Source organism: Nostoc cf. commune SO-36, from assembly GCF_023734775.1.
In the GTDB taxonomy this organism is placed as follows: Bacteria; Cyanobacteriota; Cyanobacteriia; order Cyanobacteriales; family Nostocaceae; genus Nostoc; species Nostoc commune_A.
On the sequence record NZ_AP025733.1, the window covers coordinates 119,293 to 137,507 of the forward strand.

The window sequence follows — 18,215 nt, forward strand, 5'->3', positions numbered from 1 at the left end:
CAATTAACCTAAAATCTCAATCACAGCTTTCAATATTGACGGTGCTTTCGAGTTAGCTGGAATGAATACTCGCTTTTTCCACTGAATAATTTCGGTAAAGCATCCAACAGCCACAAGCCTGTCAGCCAATGACAAAGCATTGACCAATTCAATCCGCCGCTCATTTGCAACCAATGAGCTTCTCAAAGTTACTCCTCCAGGTAACTGTTCTGAATAACGTTCGTTAAGTACCAAAGAAACTAATTCTTCTGAACTTAATAGCTTGTTTTTTAATCCCAATTGTTCAGCGACAGCACGAATATTCTCCGCGCTGATTACACGACCGAGTACTTTCTCTCCATCACTCAATTGCAGTCGAAATACTCGACTATTCTGAATCGGTAGAGTTTTCCAAATCGGTAGAAGTATTCCTGTTACCAAATGAATGTAATCAGTAGTAAACTTAGCCAGTTGGGATACTTCTTTTGACCACGCCGCGACGAACGCCTCTGTTGAAACCTGCTTCCAGGTTGACGACTCCAACTTATCAACTGGGACACGAGTTTCCTTCTGTGGTCGCACCAGCAAAACCCTTGGTACTACTCCACCCTCCGAGTCGAAAATACTGTGAGTAGGAATAGATACTGCGGCTTGACCAGATTTCTCATTAACCAAAAGCTGTCCCTGGTACTTGCTAGCTGAATCCACAGCTTCAAGAGCAGTTTGAATGTTGTTCTTTTGAACACGCTCAATTTTCAAGTAGTTGGTTGTGCTATTTGTTGCAGGGTGTGTATAAACTGCTTCCTGGCTTTCGATGGTAAACCGTTCAGCCCTGAGCGTTTCAACACCAGCCTCAAAGATACCTGCCGCGATCGCTGCTTCGATTTGTTGGCTTAACAATAACTCGAACCTCTCAAAAATGATATTCTGCATCCCAATTCTCAAAGCTAGCAGCCGATTGAGGAATTGACGCAAAGGTGGGAGGTCAATTTTCATTCCGCCCTCATGAGAGGTCAGTGATAATCCGGTCATTTGCTCAAATTTTCCTAAAGGCACTTCGTAAAATCGACCTTGGAATATCTGCTTGAATAACTCATACAGTGCGTACTCTGCGTACTGTGACTCTAGGTTGTCTTGTGCTGAGAATATCCCATTGCCACCCGTCTGCCGTTGACCGCGAGTAAGAGCGCCCAAGCTATCCAGCCTTCGGGCAATGGTTGAGATAAAGCGGCGTTCACCTATAACGTTAGTGGTAACAGGTCTGAACACGGGTGCTGATGCTTGATTTGTCCGGTGTGAGCGCCCCAGACCTTGAATCGCGTTATCTGCCCTCCAACCAGCTTCAAGTAAGTAGTGCGATCGCCGTTTCCGGTTGACGGCGTTCAAATCTGCATGGTAACTTCTGCCTGTGCCGCCAGCGTCACTGAAGATGAGGATTTGTTTGTCACCCTGCATAAAAGCGTTAGTTTCCGCAATATTCGCCCCACTACCCCGTGAATCAACGAACAAACGCCCTGAATCATCTTTCAAAACTCGCTTGCTACGACCTGTGACTTCAGCCACTTGCTTGTGACCAAAATGCCACAGCAATTGTTCTAATGCTCCAGGGATTGGGTCAAGGCTTGCTAATCGGTCAACTAGCGCCGAACGCAAAGCCACAGCTTCTTGTGAGATGATGGGCGAACCATCAGCATCAAAGGCTGGTTCGGAGCGTTCTTCACCATCTGAGGAGGAATGTATCTCATGGAGATGAATCGGAAAAGCGCTCATCAAATAATCCATGACATATTCCCGTGGAGTTAAATCAAGGTTTAAGTCCTTCCACTCATCTACCGGAATCCCATAGAGTCGGCGCTTGAGTAATTCCTCATTAGTCGAAACTATTTGGATTACAACAGCATGACCAAGGGCTAGATCCTGCTCAATGGCTTGAATCAATTTTGGGCATTTCATCCCGGTCAGCAAATGGTTAAAAAATCGTTGTTTGTGGGATTCAAACTGTGACATGGCGGACATTTTAGCCATACGGTTGTATGTTTTCGCGCCGGAGATATTACACGCTTCTAACGCCTTGTATAAGTTATTGTGGATAATTTGAAAAGCTTCTGAGTAACTGTTATAGATTCTTTCTTGGGTAGGAGTTAAATCAATTTCCAATGTGTGATATTCAACACCTTCAAAACTGAGACTCCGCGAAAGATACAGACCTAGCGCCTTCAAATCCCGAGCAACGACTTCCATCGCGGCGATACCACCGCCCTCTATGGATTCCACAAAATCCTCACGGGAGGTAAACGGGAAATCTCCAGTCTGCCAAAGTCCCAGACGATTTGCGTAGGAGAGGTTGGATACCTTTGTCGCTCCAGTTGCTGATACGTAGATAACCCGTGCCTGCGGTAATGCGTTTTGCAACCTCAGCCCAACAATGCCTTGCTGGGATGCTGCAACCATACCGAGTTTACCTTCTTGTGCCATTGCGTTACCCATTGCGTGGCATTCGTCAAAGGCGATCGCTCCCTCAAAATCAATGCCAGCCCACTCAACAATTTGCTTAAGCCGACTTTTACCATTCTTTTGAGAACGTAGAGTTGAGTACGTACAGAATAGAATGCCTTGGGTGAAAGGGATGAGGTCGCCAAGTTTGATGTTGCTCAGGTCGATAATGTCTTTTTCAGCACCTCCTAAAGCACACCAGTCTCTACGAGCATCTTCAATTAAGGCGGAACTTTTAGATACCCAAATTGCTTTTCGCCGCCCCTGACACCAGTTGTCGAGGATGATTCCCGCACATTGTCTACCCTTACCGGCACCCGTCCCATCGCCAAGAAACCAGCCACGCCGAAATCTAACAGCGTTTTCTGAGCTAGTTGCTGCTACAGTCACATTATCCCAAGAATCATCCACAATATAAGACCCAGACAGAAATTCACAGTGCGCCTGACCTGCGTAAATCACGCTTTCAAGTTGTGCCTCTGACAACAAGGCTTGTGTGATAATGTTGCTGGGAAGATGCGGTTTATAAGTTGGTGCTGGTGGCGAAACAAGTGCTAGGGCTGCACTCTCACAAAGCAGCGAGGGATGAGGTAAAGCATCTTTAATTCGGATTCGTTGTGGGCGATAGGTTTCATATAAAGTATCTTTGAGTCCTTCTGTAGCAGACCACTCAACGACTTCGTATTCCAGAATAACTACATCTGGAATTGAAGAAAGTGTTTCTGCTTGAGTTACCACAGAGCGTTTTGGCAATTGAACGACTTTTGCCTTCGCCACAGCAGCTTTGACATCTGAGCCTTCCCACGGAGATCGCTGTGGCAACTGCTGAACCAGTGCCAGTATTTCAGGCAGATTTAAAGTTTCAGTAATGCAAGGAATTTCGCCGGGATTATCAGCCGGGACTTTATCAATGACAGTAATCCGGGTTTCCATCGTTGTCCCATGCAAGGCATAAGCTTTCCCAATGACCCCCACTGAAAGCACAATTCGCGCTTTTTCTTGCCACTTAAGGAAAGTCTCTAGCCAGCTTGGGTTAGCCGGAGAGAACCAATTGGCTGTGATTGTTACCAGCCGCCCACCGTTGCATAACCTTTGCAATGCCGAGTTGATGTGGTTCTTTGTTGCGTCGGGATTGCGATCGCTGATCTTGGGAGATGATGAAAAGGGTGGATTCATCAAAACAACCGAAGGCTGAGTCTTACCAGCTAAATAATCGTTAATCTGCTCGGCATTCACAGAGAATAGTGGTGTGCTAGGGAACAATCGCCGTAGAATCTTTGCTCTGTCGTCGGCTAGTTCGTTGAGCATAAGACTTGCACCTTGAAGTTTGGCGAACTGGGCTAAAATCCCAGTACCAGCAGATGGTTCAAGAATCAGGTCGTTGTTTGTGATTTGTCCTGCCAATGCTACTAGGTACGCTAGGGGTAGCGGAGTCGAGAACTGCTGAAGTTTTAGTTGCTCCTCGCTGCGGCGGGTATGTGTGGGGCAGAGTAACTCAAGCCGTCGCATTTCTTCTAAGGGATTATCAGATAATCCTTGTTGCCGCAGATAGAGAATTAATGCAACCTCAACAGCTTCGTAAGCATCTTTCCACTGCCACGCCCCTGATGCCGCAGTTCCGTTAAAATAACGATTCATCTGCGATTGGATTGCTCTGTTTGCCAAAGGTTGATTCTTAATCAATAATTTGGCAAGTTCATGTCCGGCGCTGACAATGGATTGCCCGTAGTCTAAAACTGTTTGCACATCAAACAGTGAGCCTTGGATTGCATTAACCATGACTGTATATATGGAGTATTGATTTCACAAAAACTTGGCGTAGCCGATACTGCACAGTCAGATTCGTACAGTGATCGCGTTTTCAGAATAGCGATCGCTCGTTTAATTAAGCCGACTGCTTGCGTGGTCTTGCGGGTTTTCGTGGAGCTTTGGTAGATGTAGCCTTTGCAGTAGTGCCAATAGTTTTGGTAGTTTTGGTAGACTTGGGCTTGGCGGTTTTAGCCTTAGATTTCGGTTGTACTTTTGCGGCTGGTGGTAGCAGTCTTAATGAGGGGAATGGGAGTACAACTGGCTGAGTTTCGGTAGAACTGTTGTGAGACTCTAATTCTAATGTCCAGGGATCAGAAATTTCCTCAAACTCTGATGTAACGAAGGGAATTTGTTGAGGTTCGACTTCTACTTGTTCAGTGTTAGATAGTGGCTCAAATTGAGTTGCTGTTATTGCGGATTCAGAACCGGAATTGAATTGTGCAATTGCAATAGATGGTAATGGCACAACATAAAGTCTGTCAATAAAATCGAAAATCATCAGAGCAACAAAGCTCATCACAATAACTTCAATAGCTTGGGTAAGCAGAGATTGAATATCCATTGTATTTCTCCAAAATCTTTAATGTTCACAAAGGTCACGCGAAGCGCTAACAGTCTCGTAATCAAGTAACAGACGCATACAAGAAGTTTTAAAAAGGAATATGAATTTCTTCATCCTCAAAGAAATTCATCGAGAGACTAAGGTTTGAAGGGCTACTTAAGTCTCGGACTATTTTGTAATTAGCTTCATGCCAAGAAGTATCACTTAAATGTTTTATTTAGCCATTCTTCTAAGTGACTTTGCAGTTCGGAATTATTCGCAATCAACTCTTTTTCTTCAATTGTCCAAACTCTTTGAATCGTGTCAGAAACAGCTTCAAAAATGGAGTCTTCCAATTGTTTCGGATTCATTTGGATCTATTAGTTCAATAACTTTCACTCTCTTTCTCGCAAAGCGATTGCCCAGAAACTTGTGTAAAATATGCTAAACACACGGGTACAACTTGAGCCAATGCTCGATTACGTTAGTGCAGCAATGGCATTTTATATCACAATGCTTCCAGTGCAGGAGTGGATATTGGAATTCCGCCTGGGTTATCTCGGTCGCTACTGGAGTTTGATAAGTGTTGCTGGCTTATTAATCGGGTTTTTGCTCTGTGCGCTGATATTTGTGCCACTGATCATTAATATGACGCTAGATCCATTTAGATATCCAGATCATTTGGTTATGAGTGCGATCGCTGCGGTGATTTTTGGTGCAATACTCTGGCTAGGACAGTGGCTGGTACTGCGACAGACTGAGATCACACCCAGGATTTTCGCTCTTATCAACACAGTAGTTGGAATTTTTGTCTATTCTTTGCTGGTGTGGCTGAATCAAAAAAGTTTGGAGTGGAGTGGTGGCCCTATCCGAGGCTGGAAAACTGGACTCATTTTTCTAGTCGGTGGTACAGTTACTGGAGCCGCAACGGGCAAAGCTTTAGATTTCTACTGTTGGCGAATCGAGCAGCGATTAATCAGAATTGAGAAAGAAAGGGTAGATCAAGAAACCCAAGAACGAGAAAGGCTGGAGAGAGAAAAGTTTGAAAAGGAAAAGTTAGAGCAAGAAATCCTAGAAGCAGAGATGGCAGAGCGGAAAAGAATACAGAGGGAAGCGGCTCAAGAAGAAGAACGTTTGTGGTACGAACAACACGGGAAAGACTATGCAGATTACGCAGATTATGAAGAGGAAGATGAAGAGGATGAAGGTGAGGAAGATTGAAGAATACTTTAGAAGTAAGAATGGGCTACATTGCGATCTCGGTATTCTTGCTTTTGGCGAAAATATGAGCAATCCTTTATTTTTTGTATAAGTAATTCTGTGATAGTTATCGGTGCAGAATGTGGGTTATTAATTCTGTCCTCTCCCAATTATTTCAATCAACCTTAAATTGATCGCTTCTAAGCTGTTTAAAGCTGCGTTAGTAGTGCGTTGATGCCCTATAAAATCACGTCTATGTTCTGACAAAGTACGTTGATGTTCTGCAAAACTACGCTGAAATTCGTTGAAATTAGCTTGCATGAGTTGCTGATTTTCTTGTAGTTGTAAAACCACATCATCAAACACAGCACTCCGAGCTAAAACACGATTTATATCACTAGTTAATTCCTGCACAGTAGCGTTTGTTTCTCTTACCGCTTCCTGGGTAGCTCGTATTTCTTGCTGCGTTTGTCGCATCTGTTCTTGTGTTTGCAATTGACTACGGGTAAGTTCTGCTAGTAGCGCTCTCATCTCATCGTTACTGTTGTTTGTGTCGGTCATATAGGAATCCGGTTTGATTACTGAAATTATTTGCGTAGGCTGGGAGTGGGGAGTAGGGAGTGGGGAGTAGGAAAAAAGACTTTTTGAGTGTACGGAGTTTTTTCAAAAATCAAATATGAGTCCTATAGTTTCCACTTACTTTTTGATTATTAATATTATTTAGTATAATTCGTTAATCAAATTTTCTTATCTGGAATTTTTGGCGTTCAGTTTTAATAATTAAGACTCTTTCAGATTATTTAGTCTGATTAATCCCTCAATTCTATTTTTCAGAATGTTTAATTCGGTTTGGGAAGTATCGCATTCCTTATCAATACCCAAACCAAGAAAACATCTCAGGGCTTTATTAATTATGTCTGATTCAGATATATCTAACTCGGTTGCCTTATCTTTTAAAGCCTTGATGATATCATCAGAGGTTCTAAAAGTTTTAGGTTGCAATGCCATTTGAAAAAAAATCTTTATAGTTACTACTTGGCACTGTAACACAAAAGCGAATACATTCGTAAGCGCTAAATTAATTACTCAATTGCTCCCGCTCCCAAGAGTCCCAACATCACACCATCCACTCCGTCCACTGGGGCGCATCTGTCACCAGTTGAGCAAATTTTTGAGGGTAAGTATCCTCAATGACTCCGATTTTAACGATGACTGGGGGTGGGAGGTCGAACTCGACCGCGCTCCCGAATGGAAGGACAAAAGACTAATATTTACAAGTGACTTAAACTGTAATAGTTAGAGTTTTTTCGATTTGTAATAGTTTAAAGATAAGTATCGTATTTTACACAAACATAAATAGACATCGTATGATTTTTGTAGGTGAAAAGTAGAGTTTTTGAGGAGGATAATGTAATGCGCTTACCGACTCGACAGCAAAGACACCAACAATTAATAGAGCAATACGTCATATCGCGCCGTACTATGCTCGCGCTGTTAGGTTTAGCCTGTACCCCTGGTTTGGAAAACTTAATCCGAAGCGATACTCAACCTTCAAAGCCAAGCCCTCCTGGTAATGGGCAGATCCCGACTTTACCGCAGTATGATCAACTGACGACTCAGCAAGAGCGTCAACAGCAGTTAGAACAAACACGTCAACAATATCAGATCGCATTGCGGCTACCGACTGCTGTTCGTGTGGCAACTTTACCTGCTCAAGAGGTTTTTTCTGAAGGATATAACAAGAATCGTGCAAGTTTATCAGAAAAAATAGCAGCAAATCAACAAGCATTTTTCAAGAATCCACAGTCATTTCTCAGACTGGAAGACTATGCTGCGGTTTTTCCAGTATTGCCTTTACCAGATATTGCCAAGATATTCCGAAGTGATGCCAAATTCACGCAACAGAGGCAATCTGGCCCCAATCCAATGGAATTAACCAACGTCTTGGCACTGAATTATAGCCTGACTCAAAAACTCTCAGTAACGGATGAGATTTTTCAAACTGTGCTCAGAAGGGGAGAAAGAAGAGGGTACGTTAGGGAAACTCTTAAAAGTGCCATTCAAAATGGCAATCTCTTTGTTGCCGATTATGCGTTACTTGATAGTGACACTGTTACCCCAAAAGAAAATCGATTTCTCACCGCCCCAATCGCACTCTATTATGCTGATGGCAACCGTAGGGATTCGCGTTTAATCCCTATCGCCATCCAACTAGGACAAGTGCCTGGAATAAGTCTGCTTTTGACACCGATGGATGGAGTGGACTGGACTTTGGCGAAACTGATCGCTCAGATGGCTGATTTTTATGTGCATGAGTTAGTACGTCACTTAGGGCAGACCCATCTTGTTTTAGAACCAATTGCTTTGGCTACTGTTCGTGAACTAGCCGCTCGGCATCCTGTGAATGTGCTACTAAAACCCCATTTTGAGTTCACAATGGCAATCAATGCTTTGGCAGATCAAGTACTGATTAATCCTGGGGGATTTGTGGATATCATTTGGGGAGGTACGCTGGAAAGCTCACTGAAACTGGCCAATCAAGGTGTAAGCCAAGTTTTTCACAACTTTAGTGACTTTGCACTGCCAACGAATCTACGCCAGCGTGGTGTGGATGAGCGTTCTGTATTACGAGATTTTCCCTATCGTGATGACGGATTGCTAGTTTGGAAAGCTTTAGAAGAATATGTTAGTCAATATGTGGGAATTTATTATAAATCTAACCGAGATGTGCGGGAAGATTTTGAACTGCAAAATTGGATAAAAGCTTTACAAAAGCCCATTAGTGAACAAGGTTTTGGTGTTGTTTCTCTGCCACGCTATTTAACCAAGCGCGATCAGTTGATTGATTTACTAACACAAATAATTTTTACTGCCGGGCCACAGCACTCAGCTATTGGTTGGATTCAATACCAATACATGGCTTTTATTCCTAATATGCCTGGAGCAATTTATCAGCCTATTCCCACAAGTAAAGGAATCATACGGGAAGAGAACTTAACTAGTTTCCTCCCTGGTGTTCAGACAACTTTTGCTCAGACCAACCTCATGGCATCAGTTGGTACTAAGCAAGATCCCAAAGCATTTACAGATTTTGGCGTTAATAATTTTCAAGATTGGCGAGCTATTAATGTTCTTAAAGGCTTGCAAGACCGTCTCCAAGGTTTAGAAACAGTTATCGAACAACGCAATAAACGTCGAATTGAATGTTACTCGGCTTTTCTGCCCTCTCGGATGGCTAACAGTACAAGTGGTTAACTTGGCATCATGTTTTGTCAGAAACTCCCACCCCAGCGTCAAATAGTAGTGCATCCGCAGTTGAGGATACCAGCCGTCGTCATCTTTCTCGACAAGCTCAGGCGTAACATCAACTTCGTAGCGACGGGACAATTCCGCCTTGCGCTGCTGATGTCGTTCGGTTTTTGTTTTCGCCCGTTTGTCTTGCAACTTCTTGAGTTCAACGCCAGAGAGTTCATCAGAAGAAGCGATCGCCTGACATTCCGCAGCGTACAATTCAACAGATGCCGCTTTAACCGACTCGATTACAGCCTCACTTTCATCATCATCAACATCCGAGGCATCAATAATGGTGTAACCATCTTCGACCAAACCCGCAAGCACAGATTCTCTATAGCGCCGCATCTCCACGTTAATCACAGAGCCACGTTTCCCCCATGTCTGTAGGGATTCGGGCTGAAAATTCTGGTCAACATAGCTGTAATCGTCATTGTCCGCCGCCGACAACAGCACAATGTTCGCTTGTGTTGCAACGTGTTGGCTCCTCAACAATCCTCCGATGGATGTGGAGCCATTGCCCACAACCGACATCCCCCATTCTCTCACCCAAATGTGGCGGTCAACTGTTTCCCTAACCCGTGCCAACATTTGCCGCACGGAGTTAACCGGCTGCACTCCCTGGAAAATCCCCCAAACACCATCAAAATGCCCTCGAATGTCGATGCTGACTCCAGTTTCAAGACTTGGGGAAGCGATAACCAAATCATACTGAGTCAGAATCTCGTTCAAGTGAGCGATACAGCCAAACGCCGCATGAGAGGGGTCAGCAACAGATTCGCTGTCTATTCGCAGGATTCGTAATTCTGGGTATTTGCGACGAAAACGCTCTTCAAGTGCTTGGGTTCCCCACTTAGACTTAGCCTTTTGAGCAGAACAGCACAATAGATGATGTCCAATTTTAGCAATGGCTTTGTCCAGTGCTGCGATAAGATTCTTCGGGTTACTGCCAGAGTAGTTGTAACAGTTTCCGGCTACGTGCCGATAATTGTTGACGATAACGAAGGGATTAACTCGATATTCACCAGCGAGTGATAAAACATACTTCACATCTGTGTCAGAAACATCGGCACTAGACAGATAAATTTTTCCCTGACTGCTGCACAAAACATTCTGTACCAGTTGTTTGAGGTTTTTTAGAACGGACACCCGACGTTTTTGCACTTCCGTACCAGAGTTGAGCAAATGCCAGAATACTTGGTCGCACTCGTCAATAATTATGACATCATTCGCCCAGTCATTGGGGTTGAATCGCGCCTGACTTTCTTGATGTAGTGAATCAACACACACCCCATATCCCAACAATGTGCCTGTTTCATTTGTGCGGACTTCGGTAACATAGTTAACACCAAAGCGATTACACAGTGCCTCCCCTAATTGGATGCGATGGGTGATAATTAATACCCGTCTCTCTTGGTCGTGTGCTTTCGCCACCTCCGTTGCAAGCCATTCGGTTTTACCAGTACCTTTGGGAGCCTTGAGGATAATCAGTTTTTCACCTTGGGGTACGAGAAGCTGGCCCAAGAATCTTTGATTGAGTGCGTAGGCGTAGCCCGTCGCAGACATCGCTGGCGGGTAAGTCAGTAGAGTAAACAGCTTAATCTCCCACAACTCCAGTGCAACGGCAGTGTTGTAGAGTGCATCAAATGCCGGTTGACCCTTGGCGACGATAAAATCATCAACCCCTTTCTCTGCCCCTAGCGGTAAATCAATCACTCGCAGCGAACAGCCCTCATTTACCAGCAACCGTCCCATACGACTGATAGCGGTTCTGACCCGTTGTACAGTTTCAGGTTTGTTGTCCTGGTCGAAGCAAATGTTAACCTGTCTCCCTTGTGTTGCAAAATGTTTCAAGTCGGGAATCAGAGAGGGCTTACCAATAGCGTTACCGTACTCATCATGGGGTGTGCGGTATCCTGCGTTAACACCGGGGATAGCGATCGCAGCATAACCGGCAGTTAGTAACGCCCCCGCTTTTTTGACCCCTTCGACAATTGTGACAGGGACATTATTCTTCCAAACCCAATACCAGAAACCGCCAGGGTGTTGCAAGTCAGATTCTGTGATGGGGATACCAGAGCGATTTGAGACTTTTACCCAAATGCGATTCGGGACTAAAAGGAAGAAGGCGCGCGTCTCTTCTCTGTATGGGTGTTCGTATTTGATGAACTTGTGGATCTTCTGGCGGTCGCGTCTAGGGTGGTCGGGTTTGAAACAGCCCCACATCATTGAGACGTAGTTGTTGAGGGGGTCAACGCCACTGCACCACCAGCCGCCGAGTTCAATGTGCTGGTACTTTTTCAAATCGCGATCGCGCAATCGTCCATCGTTGCGGCGGGAGATTTTAGGACTGTAAAGCAGATATTCGTAGGGCAAAGTCCCAGACAGCGATTGCACATTCAAGTAAAAGATTTCTTCGTCAACTCCACTGTTGAGCCATTCCTGTAAATGTGTTGCAAGAGAATCAGTTTGGAAATTCATATCCCCTCCAATATTTTTAAGCAAAGCAAAGCTTGGGGTATTGAGCTATACCGCCTTTGCTGTTAGTTACGCAGCTACGGGTTAAAAAACCGTCGTTTTCAGTTCAGCAATCAACAGGACTTGTATTGGTAGTTGTTTTTTCGTCCTGTTGACTGCTTTTTGAGCGGACTAAATAGTACAAACAAACTAATAAGCTGTCATTCTACATGATCTGGCCCAAGCCAGAATCATCTCCTTTCCCCGGTGTGCGGTCGGAAGGTAAGATTAATACGTGTGCTAACAACTTTGTTGGTTTTGGGAACCTGATGCAGATGAGTAGACTGACAGCCAGGATGCATCACAAGTAAACTCCCGTGTTCGAGCCAGAAGTCAGTAGGTTTGCCATTTCTCGGTTTGATTTGAAACTTGCGGCATGACCCCAGGCTGACTGATGCGATGGCAGGGTTAGATCCCATTGATGCTTCGTTGTCTGTGTGCCAGCCGATGCTGTCCTGTCCACTGCTCAACAGCTTTGAGTCTCGCCAAGATTTGAGTTTGTTGCTGTTGTTGCTCCAGTAAATATTGTTCTTGCTGTGCCATCTGTTGTGCTAGAGCAGCGAGTAACTGTATTTGTGTCATTGCTGTTTCGGAAGGATTGGCGGGTTTAGTCCAGCCCAATTTGTCCTGAATCCATGCCCGAATGCCGATGGTGTTGAATGAACGGCATACCAATCTGGCTTGCTTAGTGCAGTATCGCCCAGCTTCGTAAGCGTAGTACTCTAGGATGATTGCGATCGCAACATCTGGGATACCATTAGTTCTCCATTCGTTCAGGTCGATTGCTTTAAACCCTTGCAGCATAAGCTCTTTAGCTAGTTTTGAAGGTACTAGGTCGGCGCTTGATTTTAAAGCTTTCCTGATAGATTCGTCATCAACTCCAGCTAGTCGTGCAGTGGCTTTGATACTGGCTTTACCATGACCATTGGAGTCTACTTCAATCTCTTGAGATATTTGTTCGATAATTTCGGCGATTTCAATTTGTGACATAACTTTAATTGGGTGATAATTTTTGTTGTGTGATTAGAGAGAATTAAACATTTACCCGCAGCAAACTTTTTTCACCAACCAGTGAGAAACGATTCGATATAGTCGGTGTCTTAATTAACGTTGGCGACATCAATTCAACAAGGTAAAACCAAGAATTATGCACCAGCGCAATCCCTAAAATCAGCCGTTGCTTTGTTCCCTTGTCGTGAGAACAGAGGATCACTCTTTCACCCAGAACAAAAGCAGGTTTTTGCACAGTGATGATTTCTAACTCTCCAGTCCCAATGATTTGGTTTTGTGTGGCATGGAGGATTTCTTTTCCGCAATCAATTGAATAAATCCAACATTCGTGTTTCCATTGCATACCGCAACAGTAGCCGAACGTTCTCGTGGTTCGTAAGAAAACTCTCTCCAGTAAATTAACTGCAACAGATGGGATTGTTTGTCCCCAAGGTGGGGAGAGATACCAGCTTGTTTGAAGTGCGTTAATGTGGTCAATCATGGTTTTCTCCCAACAGTATTGAAGATTGTTCTTTAACAATCCGAGCGCTAATAGATTCAAAGTCCACTTGAAAAATGTTCATCTCAGTCTGCATTTCTCCAGTGTTGTAGCAATCTACGATGTGCTGTTTGATTGCGGATTGATTCAGCCCGTCAGGGATATTGATGTGCGCTTCGCTGGTGATTTTTTCAACCACTGTAACGATGACTCTCATGGTTAATTCCTATCTAATTAATTGAGGATTCAGAAGTCAGAATAATTCTGAATCCTGTATGCTGATTTACACTGCTCCAGTCTTTGCTGCTTGCACCTGTTGCATCCATGCGTTAATTGCTGTTAATTCATCCGCACCACTAGCAACCGCATCAATAACTAGCTTTTGATACAAAGATTCAGCTTCATTGGGATATTCACACTTGTCTGCTGCCCAAGCCAAACACATACTTTTGATTAGTTCATTAATCTGACTAATATCAAGTAAACTTGGACGGTCAACGTGTTGAAATTCCAACCACTCTTTGACCAAATCAAGTGGATAATTAAGCAAAGTACGGATATTTTTAACTCGCAAATCTTGAGGATGTAATGCTTGAGGAACTACACTAAGTTTCGGCGGAGCCAGTGGTGGTTCTGAAACGGAGCTTGAAGTTCCACCTAAAAGACATTGAATATCACGGATGAGAGTTGCCCAATCCAAATCTCTACTCCATTCCCTGTAAATCTTGGTTTTGGTTGCAGCATCGTAAAGATTACAGAAAACCGTGTTTTCGTCGCCAGCATTTGCAACAATAATCAGTGGCTTATCAAAATCTTGAACTAATGACGCAGCGAGAAGAAAGCTTTTAGCGAAGTTGGTTTCAACACCAGTTCTTATGATGTAAAGTTCATCAGCACTGATAACAATATCCAGCTTCAAGTTATCTTTGCCTTTGAATTCCTTAGTTGTCAATCGCAGTTCTGACACATACCCAGTTAACCCCCTTTGGGGAACTGGAATTTTCTTATCCTGGCTGATATTGAACTTGTACCAAATGTAAGATTCTCCGTCTACTTCCCCCTGATTGACATATAAATAAATGGGGTCGGGAGGATTGCATAAACCTAGTTTGATTTCAGTAACCATGTTTTACCTCTGCAAGTTGTGTTTTGTTATTGCCTTGCCAGTGTTTAAAAAAGTCGTGTAGCTCTTCAAAATTGGTGATAGCTGTCTCCCATAAGTAAGGAAACAATTTGCTTTCAACGTCTGTTTGGAGTTGTGAACAGATTATTAATCTGTCTTGTTGAGGCATGAGGACTATGCTGTATCTGCGGCGTTGGCTTTTATAACCGGAGTATTGATTGCGCTGGACAAATTCGTAATCATCGTATTCATCCATGTAATCTCTAGCTAGGGAATACAAATCAGCTGATGGTGTTAATACTCTAATTTCAGTAGAGAGAATAACAGGCTGACCATCAACAACTTCAACGATTTGGTTAATTTCAAATTTCATCAGCTTTAGTAACAGAATAAAGTGCAATTAACTGAAGTAATCTTCAGCAATCTCTAGTAAAAAGCCGTATCCAGTGTTCTGTACTTGAACTAGTTTTTTATCGAGTAGATATTGGATGATAGTTTCCGAAAACTGAATGCGATGTAATGGAGCAGAACCGCCACTCCGACTTAGAGAGTGCAGTAATCTAGCAGAAGTACGTTCCACATAGTTGTCAACCGTCTTAATCATTGCTTGCACCTCCAGCGATGGCTGCTAACTGTTGTTGCCGAATTGCTATTTGCTGTTGATAAAACTCAATCTCTGCGCGTATCTGTGAGAATAATTCTTCTGGGGTAAGCGGCTGAATTTGATTCTCTTGCAAGTATGAAATTTCGTCAGAATTCTTATTAGGCATTAGCACATAACGCCAACCCTCATCAAATTGTTCAGCCAGTTCTGTACCAGAGGGATAGTAATAAAGCCCCAAGATTATGCCCTGTTGTGTGCGCTGCTCTAAATCAAAGCGAGGGTAGCCCCAGTGTTGGGGAATGGATATTGTAGGTTGCATTGTTGTGATAAGTAAATGAAGGGATGGATTAGGGCGATCGCTCCCGTCGTAGATGAAAGTGCGATCGCCCTTGTGTGTGATTACGCCGTGACTAACTCCAAGTGCGGCTCATATTCCCGTAACCGTTCCCAGTCCTTAGAGGTCAATTCGTCAACTGGGTGGTCTAACAATTGCTCACATTCGGTTGCTTCAGCAGATAGCATCTGCTGTAGTTCCTCAGTGGGCGATATTGCAAGTATTCGTCAGATGCTTCAGTAGCCAACGATGTATCTACCATCAACAGCGAACGCACAGCATCCAACACAGAGTTAGAATACTGCTGCTGACCTTGTGAACCTAGAATCACCCACCAGTTACTATTAGTGCAGCCAACTTGACCCAGCTTCACACCGTTGTGGTAAATCCCATCGTCAAGAATTTCAAAGCCGTAATTCTGGCACTCGTTGAAAATATGCGCCATGATTCGGTTTTCGGAGATGCAGGGTGTTTCTGGTTGAGTGGGGGCTGTTTCGTTAAGTGTGCTGTCTTGGTGATGCCATTGGATGAAGCGATGGCATCTAGCCCAAGTGTTAGCGCGGAATTTCTCTACACTCTCCACCATGACTACCCAAGGCTGCGTTAGGTTATCGTCGTGGCTGATGCTGGCTATGAGTTGACTACCAGCGTAATATTCGTGATGGTCAAACGAGATTTCGACTATTGTGAGGGGTTCGGGAGCTATGGCTTGGGCTTGATCTGCGATATAGTTGTCGAGTTCAGCTTGGGCGAGGGCTTGGTTGTCGGGGGCAGCAGGGGCGAGTTTCTGAATCTTGCTGACTTGGTAATCAGCGATCGCAGTAATCCAAGAATCTTTACAGCGTTTGTCGTTTACTTCGACTGTGCAGGCGATTTCGCTGTAGATTTGCTTGAGCCGGGCAATCGATTTTAGTTGCAGCTGTTGTTGGCTATAAGTCGGATATGTCATGATTGTTAAACTCCTTGAAATTAGGATTAGAGAAGCGCTCTAGATTGGTAGTCGGGGGCGCTTTCTCTACATCTTTATAGTACACTACTAGTTTACAGTGTGTCAACTGTTAGTTAGTAGTGTATAGTAAAACTAATAGTTAACGCTTTACTCTAAGGAGGTGGTAGTGTGATTAGTGCAAAAATGCGAATAAGACAAGTCAAGGAAGTTGAAATTGAGGGGCTAGGGGAGCGGATTAAGCAAGCTCGATTAGATTCGAGTAAGTCTCTAGAGCAAATATGTGATGAAGTTGGTTTGTCGCGCACTTACTGGTACGACATCGAAAAGGAAACTCTTAAAGGGGCGCTTTCAATTGAAAACCTTCGCAAAATCGAAGAAGTTTTGGGAGTTTCCTTTGGTGTAAATCTGGAGGAAGATTGTGATATTTAATCATGCTACTGTCAATCCACAGGTTTTGTTGGTGAGTACTTTGGGAGAGATTATCGCAACTAACTATCACACTTTGAGTAAATGCCACTGAACTGAAAGAGGTGGAAACATGAATAAACTACCACCTAAGCGCAAAAAAGCCACCTCTGTTACATCCAGGGACTCAGAGCCATCCGCTAGTTCTGCTGAGGATACCTTTGATCCAGAAAATCCTGCTACAGCAACGATTACGGTTACTGCTGCTGAAGTAGAGGAGTTGTCCGAAACGGAGGAGCGCGATCGCCTTCACTTAGAGCGCCGTGTAGAAAAAGCGTTTTTTGAGGCAGGTAAGGCACTGGCAGAATTGCGCGATCGCCGACTTTACCGTTCGACGCATTCAACGTTTGAAGAGTATTGCAAGGATAGGTTTGGGTTTGAGCGTCGTCATCCTTACAGATTAATTGAAGCTGCTGGAGTTGTAGATAATTTAATCAAAATGTGTCCAAATTGGACACAAAATCAAATTGAAGATGATCCTGCGACAGTCTACTCCGATCAGCGACAAATCTTGCCTACCAGCGAGGGGCAAGTTCGACCAATGACAAAGCTCAAACCCGAAGAACAGCAAGAAGTGTGGCAACGGGCGGTAGAAGTTGCTGGCGGGAAAGTTCCCACTGGTAGAATCGTGAAAGATGTGGTGCAACGCATAATGGAACGCACCCAAGTACCGAACACTTACCACTTGGGCGAAGTGTGCCAAATCCTTGCCAAAGACAACCCGGAACTGAGGGGCAAGGGTGGGTGTTGGGGGATTGTCAGCGCAGTAAATGAGTTTAGTTGCACTGTGAGAATGTGGGATGGTGAGTACACTGTTGGGCTGAAGCACCTCAAATCTTACAATTACTTATCTGCCGAGTGTGAGCAGATGCGGGAGATATGCGATCGCATTAGTCGGGTGTATTCCGATTCGCTGGAGGAGACAGTCAAAAGTCTGTTGCAGTTGTTAGGTAAGGTGAATCGGGCTTATTTAACAGCTGTCGAAGAGAAATTGTTGAATGTACTAGAGTCTGAATATAGGAGAGATATAACACCCTAAACAATTTTGGCAATTTGGCATTCAATGTTTTCGGGTTGCAGTTTCAATAGGGTTAGCAACACAACGGGACAGTGAAGAAGTTGTACGAGGGAAAAGATAAAACTTCCCGCTTCTTAACATCCAACTATGCCAGTTGTTTAATTGAGTGCTGTAGAACCCCTCTACATGATTCATACAGCGCTCAACAGAGTTCAGTAAAGGCTCTACAACTGGCTAGAAATTAACAAAACTCAATAGAATCTCAGAGGATGTAGATAACTGGCATTTCTCTAAGAGCGATGCCTGCGGCGGGCTACGCCTACGCATCAGTAGGTTACGGAAAAACGAAAACTTGGAAGATGTGTGACTTGAAGAAGATTTTGGACACGTTGTCCAGCTTTAC

At 44.1% G+C, this 18,215-nt stretch carries 19 protein-coding genes; 4 read left to right on the forward strand and 15 right to left on the reverse strand.

Going from position 1 to position 18,215, the window contains the following annotated elements; all coding sequences use genetic code 11:
- Positions 1-3: 3 nt before the first annotated feature.
- The 3 genes from ANSO36C_RS31235 to ANSO36C_RS31245 all read right to left on the reverse strand — a co-directional run bounded on the left by ANSO36C_RS31235 (position 4) and on the right by ANSO36C_RS31245 (position 5,193).
- Positions 4-4,251 carry a strawberry notch-like NTP hydrolase domain-containing protein gene (locus tag ANSO36C_RS31235; protein WP_251960732.1) on the reverse strand — a complete coding sequence of 1,416 codons (4,248 nt, stop codon included), beginning with the start codon at positions 4,249-4,251 and terminating at the stop codon, positions 4-6.
- A 106-nt stretch (positions 4,252-4,357) separates the two neighbouring features.
- Positions 4,358-4,843, reverse strand: a complete 486-nt coding sequence (locus ANSO36C_RS31240; protein ID WP_251960733.1) for a hypothetical protein — start codon at positions 4,841-4,843, stop codon at positions 4,358-4,360.
- 200 nt (positions 4,844-5,043) lie between these two features.
- Positions 5,044-5,193: a hypothetical protein gene (locus tag ANSO36C_RS31245; RefSeq protein WP_251960734.1), complete on the reverse strand. Its 150-nt coding sequence runs from the start codon at positions 5,191-5,193 to the stop codon at positions 5,044-5,046.
- 70 nt (positions 5,194-5,263) lie between these two features.
- Between ANSO36C_RS31245 and ANSO36C_RS31250 the strand changes: the two genes are divergently transcribed.
- Positions 5,264-6,043 (forward strand): hypothetical protein, encoded by a 780-nt coding sequence (locus ANSO36C_RS31250; protein WP_251960735.1) that lies wholly within the window; start codon positions 5,264-5,266, stop codon positions 6,041-6,043.
- A gap of 129 nt (positions 6,044-6,172) precedes the next feature.
- On the opposite strand, the gene ANSO36C_RS31255 is transcribed toward ANSO36C_RS31250, so the two are convergent.
- The gene (locus ANSO36C_RS31255) at positions 6,173-6,583 is read right to left on the reverse strand and encodes a hypothetical protein (RefSeq protein ID WP_251960736.1); all 411 of its coding nucleotides are present in this window, start codon (positions 6,581-6,583) and stop codon (positions 6,173-6,175) included.
- Positions 6,584-6,802: 219 nt separating this feature from the next.
- Positions 6,803-7,030: a hypothetical protein gene (locus ANSO36C_RS31260; protein WP_251960737.1), complete on the reverse strand. Its 228-nt coding sequence runs from the start codon at positions 7,028-7,030 to the stop codon at positions 6,803-6,805.
- 405 nt (positions 7,031-7,435) lie between these two features.
- Here ANSO36C_RS31260 and ANSO36C_RS31265 point away from each other — a divergent pair, with 405 nt between their 5' ends.
- A complete protein-coding gene (locus ANSO36C_RS31265; RefSeq protein WP_251960738.1) occupies positions 7,436-9,277 on the forward strand; it encodes a lipoxygenase family protein in 1,842 nt (613 codons plus the stop codon).
- Here the strand turns inward: ANSO36C_RS31265 and ANSO36C_RS31270 are convergent.
- The 10 genes from ANSO36C_RS31270 to ANSO36C_RS31315 all read right to left on the reverse strand — a co-directional run bounded on the left by ANSO36C_RS31270 (position 9,185) and on the right by ANSO36C_RS31315 (position 16,329).
- Entirely contained in the window at positions 9,185-11,794 is a 2,610-nt protein-coding gene (locus tag ANSO36C_RS31270; RefSeq protein WP_251960739.1) for a plasmid replication protein, CyRepA1 family, read from the reverse strand. The two genes, ANSO36C_RS31265 and ANSO36C_RS31270, sit on opposite strands and share 93 nt — an antisense overlap.
- Positions 11,795-12,021: 227 nt before the next feature.
- The gene (locus ANSO36C_RS31275) at positions 12,022-12,249 is read right to left on the reverse strand and encodes an alpha-ketoglutarate-dependent dioxygenase AlkB (RefSeq protein ID WP_251960740.1); all 228 of its coding nucleotides are present in this window, start codon (positions 12,247-12,249) and stop codon (positions 12,022-12,024) included.
- The gene (locus ANSO36C_RS31280; protein WP_251960741.1) at positions 12,239-12,820 is read right to left on the reverse strand and encodes a hypothetical protein; all 582 of its coding nucleotides are present in this window, start codon (positions 12,818-12,820) and stop codon (positions 12,239-12,241) included. Before ANSO36C_RS31280 ends, ANSO36C_RS31275 begins: the two co-directional genes overlap by 11 nt.
- A 43-nt stretch (positions 12,821-12,863) precedes the next feature.
- On the reverse strand, positions 12,864-13,322 hold the full coding sequence (locus ANSO36C_RS31285; protein WP_251960742.1) for a DUF1392 domain-containing protein: 459 nt from the start codon (positions 13,320-13,322) through the stop codon (positions 12,864-12,866).
- Entirely contained in the window at positions 13,315-13,536 is a 222-nt protein-coding gene (locus ANSO36C_RS31290; RefSeq protein ID WP_251960743.1) for a hypothetical protein, read from the reverse strand. Before ANSO36C_RS31290 ends, ANSO36C_RS31285 begins: the two co-directional genes overlap by 8 nt.
- A 66-nt stretch (positions 13,537-13,602) precedes the next feature.
- Complete coding sequence (locus ANSO36C_RS31295; RefSeq protein ID WP_251960744.1) at positions 13,603-14,445, reverse strand: hypothetical protein; 843 nt, start codon at positions 14,443-14,445, stop codon at positions 13,603-13,605.
- Positions 14,435-14,815: a hypothetical protein gene (locus ANSO36C_RS31300; RefSeq protein WP_251960745.1), complete on the reverse strand. Its 381-nt coding sequence runs from the start codon at positions 14,813-14,815 to the stop codon at positions 14,435-14,437. Before ANSO36C_RS31300 ends, ANSO36C_RS31295 begins: the two co-directional genes overlap by 11 nt.
- 27 nt (positions 14,816-14,842) lie before the next feature.
- Positions 14,843-15,046, reverse strand: a complete 204-nt coding sequence (locus ANSO36C_RS31305) for a hypothetical protein (protein WP_251960746.1) — start codon at positions 15,044-15,046, stop codon at positions 14,843-14,845.
- Complete coding sequence (locus tag ANSO36C_RS31310) at positions 15,039-15,365, reverse strand: hypothetical protein (protein WP_251960747.1); 327 nt, start codon at positions 15,363-15,365, stop codon at positions 15,039-15,041. The genes ANSO36C_RS31305 and ANSO36C_RS31310 overlap by 8 nt, the downstream gene beginning before the upstream one ends.
- Before the next feature lie 163 nt (positions 15,366-15,528).
- Positions 15,529-16,329, reverse strand: coding sequence for a hypothetical protein (locus ANSO36C_RS31315; RefSeq protein WP_251960748.1), 801 nt, complete (start codon positions 16,327-16,329; stop codon positions 15,529-15,531).
- Between the two features lie 183 nt (positions 16,330-16,512).
- Between ANSO36C_RS31315 and ANSO36C_RS31320 the strand changes: the two genes are divergently transcribed.
- Complete coding sequence (locus ANSO36C_RS31320; protein ID WP_179076365.1) at positions 16,513-16,758, forward strand: helix-turn-helix domain-containing protein; 246 nt, start codon at positions 16,513-16,515, stop codon at positions 16,756-16,758.
- Positions 16,759-16,867: 109 nt separating this feature from the next.
- Positions 16,868-17,833, forward strand: a complete 966-nt coding sequence (locus ANSO36C_RS31325; protein WP_251960508.1) for a hypothetical protein — start codon at positions 16,868-16,870, stop codon at positions 17,831-17,833.
- The last annotated feature ends 382 nt before the right edge of the window (positions 17,834-18,215 follow it).

Bases quoted from the DNA above. Each gene is read 5' to 3' on its own strand.
- ANSO36C_RS31285 (WP_251960742.1), bottom strand. From the start codon at position 13,322: ATGATTGACCACATTAACGCACTTCAAACAAGCTGGTATCTCTCCCCA.
- ANSO36C_RS31295 (WP_251960744.1), bottom strand. From the start codon at position 14,445: ATGGTTACTGAAATCAAACTAGGTTTATGCAATCCTCCCGACCCCATT.
- ANSO36C_RS31235 (WP_251960732.1), bottom strand. From the start codon at position 4,251: ATGGTTAATGCAATCCAAGGCTCACTGTTTGATGTGCAAACAGTTTTA.
- ANSO36C_RS31315 (WP_251960748.1), bottom strand. From the start codon at position 16,329: ATGACATATCCGACTTATAGCCAACAACAGCTGCAACTAAAATCGATT.
- ANSO36C_RS31255 (WP_251960736.1), bottom strand. From the start codon at position 6,583: ATGACCGACACAAACAACAGTAACGATGAGATGAGAGCGCTACTAGCA.
- ANSO36C_RS31245 (WP_251960734.1), bottom strand. From the start codon at position 5,193: ATGAATCCGAAACAATTGGAAGACTCCATTTTTGAAGCTGTTTCTGAC.
- ANSO36C_RS31280 (WP_251960741.1), bottom strand. From the start codon at position 12,820: ATGTCACAAATTGAAATCGCCGAAATTATCGAACAAATATCTCAAGAG.
- ANSO36C_RS31265 (WP_251960738.1), top strand. From the start codon at position 7,436: ATGCGCTTACCGACTCGACAGCAAAGACACCAACAATTAATAGAGCAA.
- ANSO36C_RS31310 (WP_251960747.1), bottom strand. From the start codon at position 15,365: ATGCAACCTACAATATCCATTCCCCAACACTGGGGCTACCCTCGCTTT.
- ANSO36C_RS31300 (WP_251960745.1), bottom strand. From the start codon at position 14,815: ATGAAATTTGAAATTAACCAAATCGTTGAAGTTGTTGATGGTCAGCCT.
- ANSO36C_RS31270 (WP_251960739.1), bottom strand. From the start codon at position 11,794: ATGAATTTCCAAACTGATTCTCTTGCAACACATTTACAGGAATGGCTC.
- ANSO36C_RS31250 (WP_251960735.1), top strand. From the start codon at position 5,264: ATGCTAAACACACGGGTACAACTTGAGCCAATGCTCGATTACGTTAGT.
- ANSO36C_RS31240 (WP_251960733.1), bottom strand. From the start codon at position 4,843: ATGGATATTCAATCTCTGCTTACCCAAGCTATTGAAGTTATTGTGATG.
- ANSO36C_RS31290 (WP_251960743.1), bottom strand. From the start codon at position 13,536: ATGAGAGTCATCGTTACAGTGGTTGAAAAAATCACCAGCGAAGCGCAC.
- ANSO36C_RS31305 (WP_251960746.1), bottom strand. From the start codon at position 15,046: ATGATTAAGACGGTTGACAACTATGTGGAACGTACTTCTGCTAGATTA.
- ANSO36C_RS31325 (WP_251960508.1), top strand. From the start codon at position 16,868: ATGAATAAACTACCACCTAAGCGCAAAAAAGCCACCTCTGTTACATCC.
- ANSO36C_RS31320 (WP_179076365.1), top strand. From the start codon at position 16,513: ATGCGAATAAGACAAGTCAAGGAAGTTGAAATTGAGGGGCTAGGGGAG.
- ANSO36C_RS31275 (WP_251960740.1), bottom strand. From the start codon at position 12,249: ATGGGATCTAACCCTGCCATCGCATCAGTCAGCCTGGGGTCATGCCGC.
- ANSO36C_RS31260 (WP_251960737.1), bottom strand. From the start codon at position 7,030: ATGGCATTGCAACCTAAAACTTTTAGAACCTCTGATGATATCATCAAG.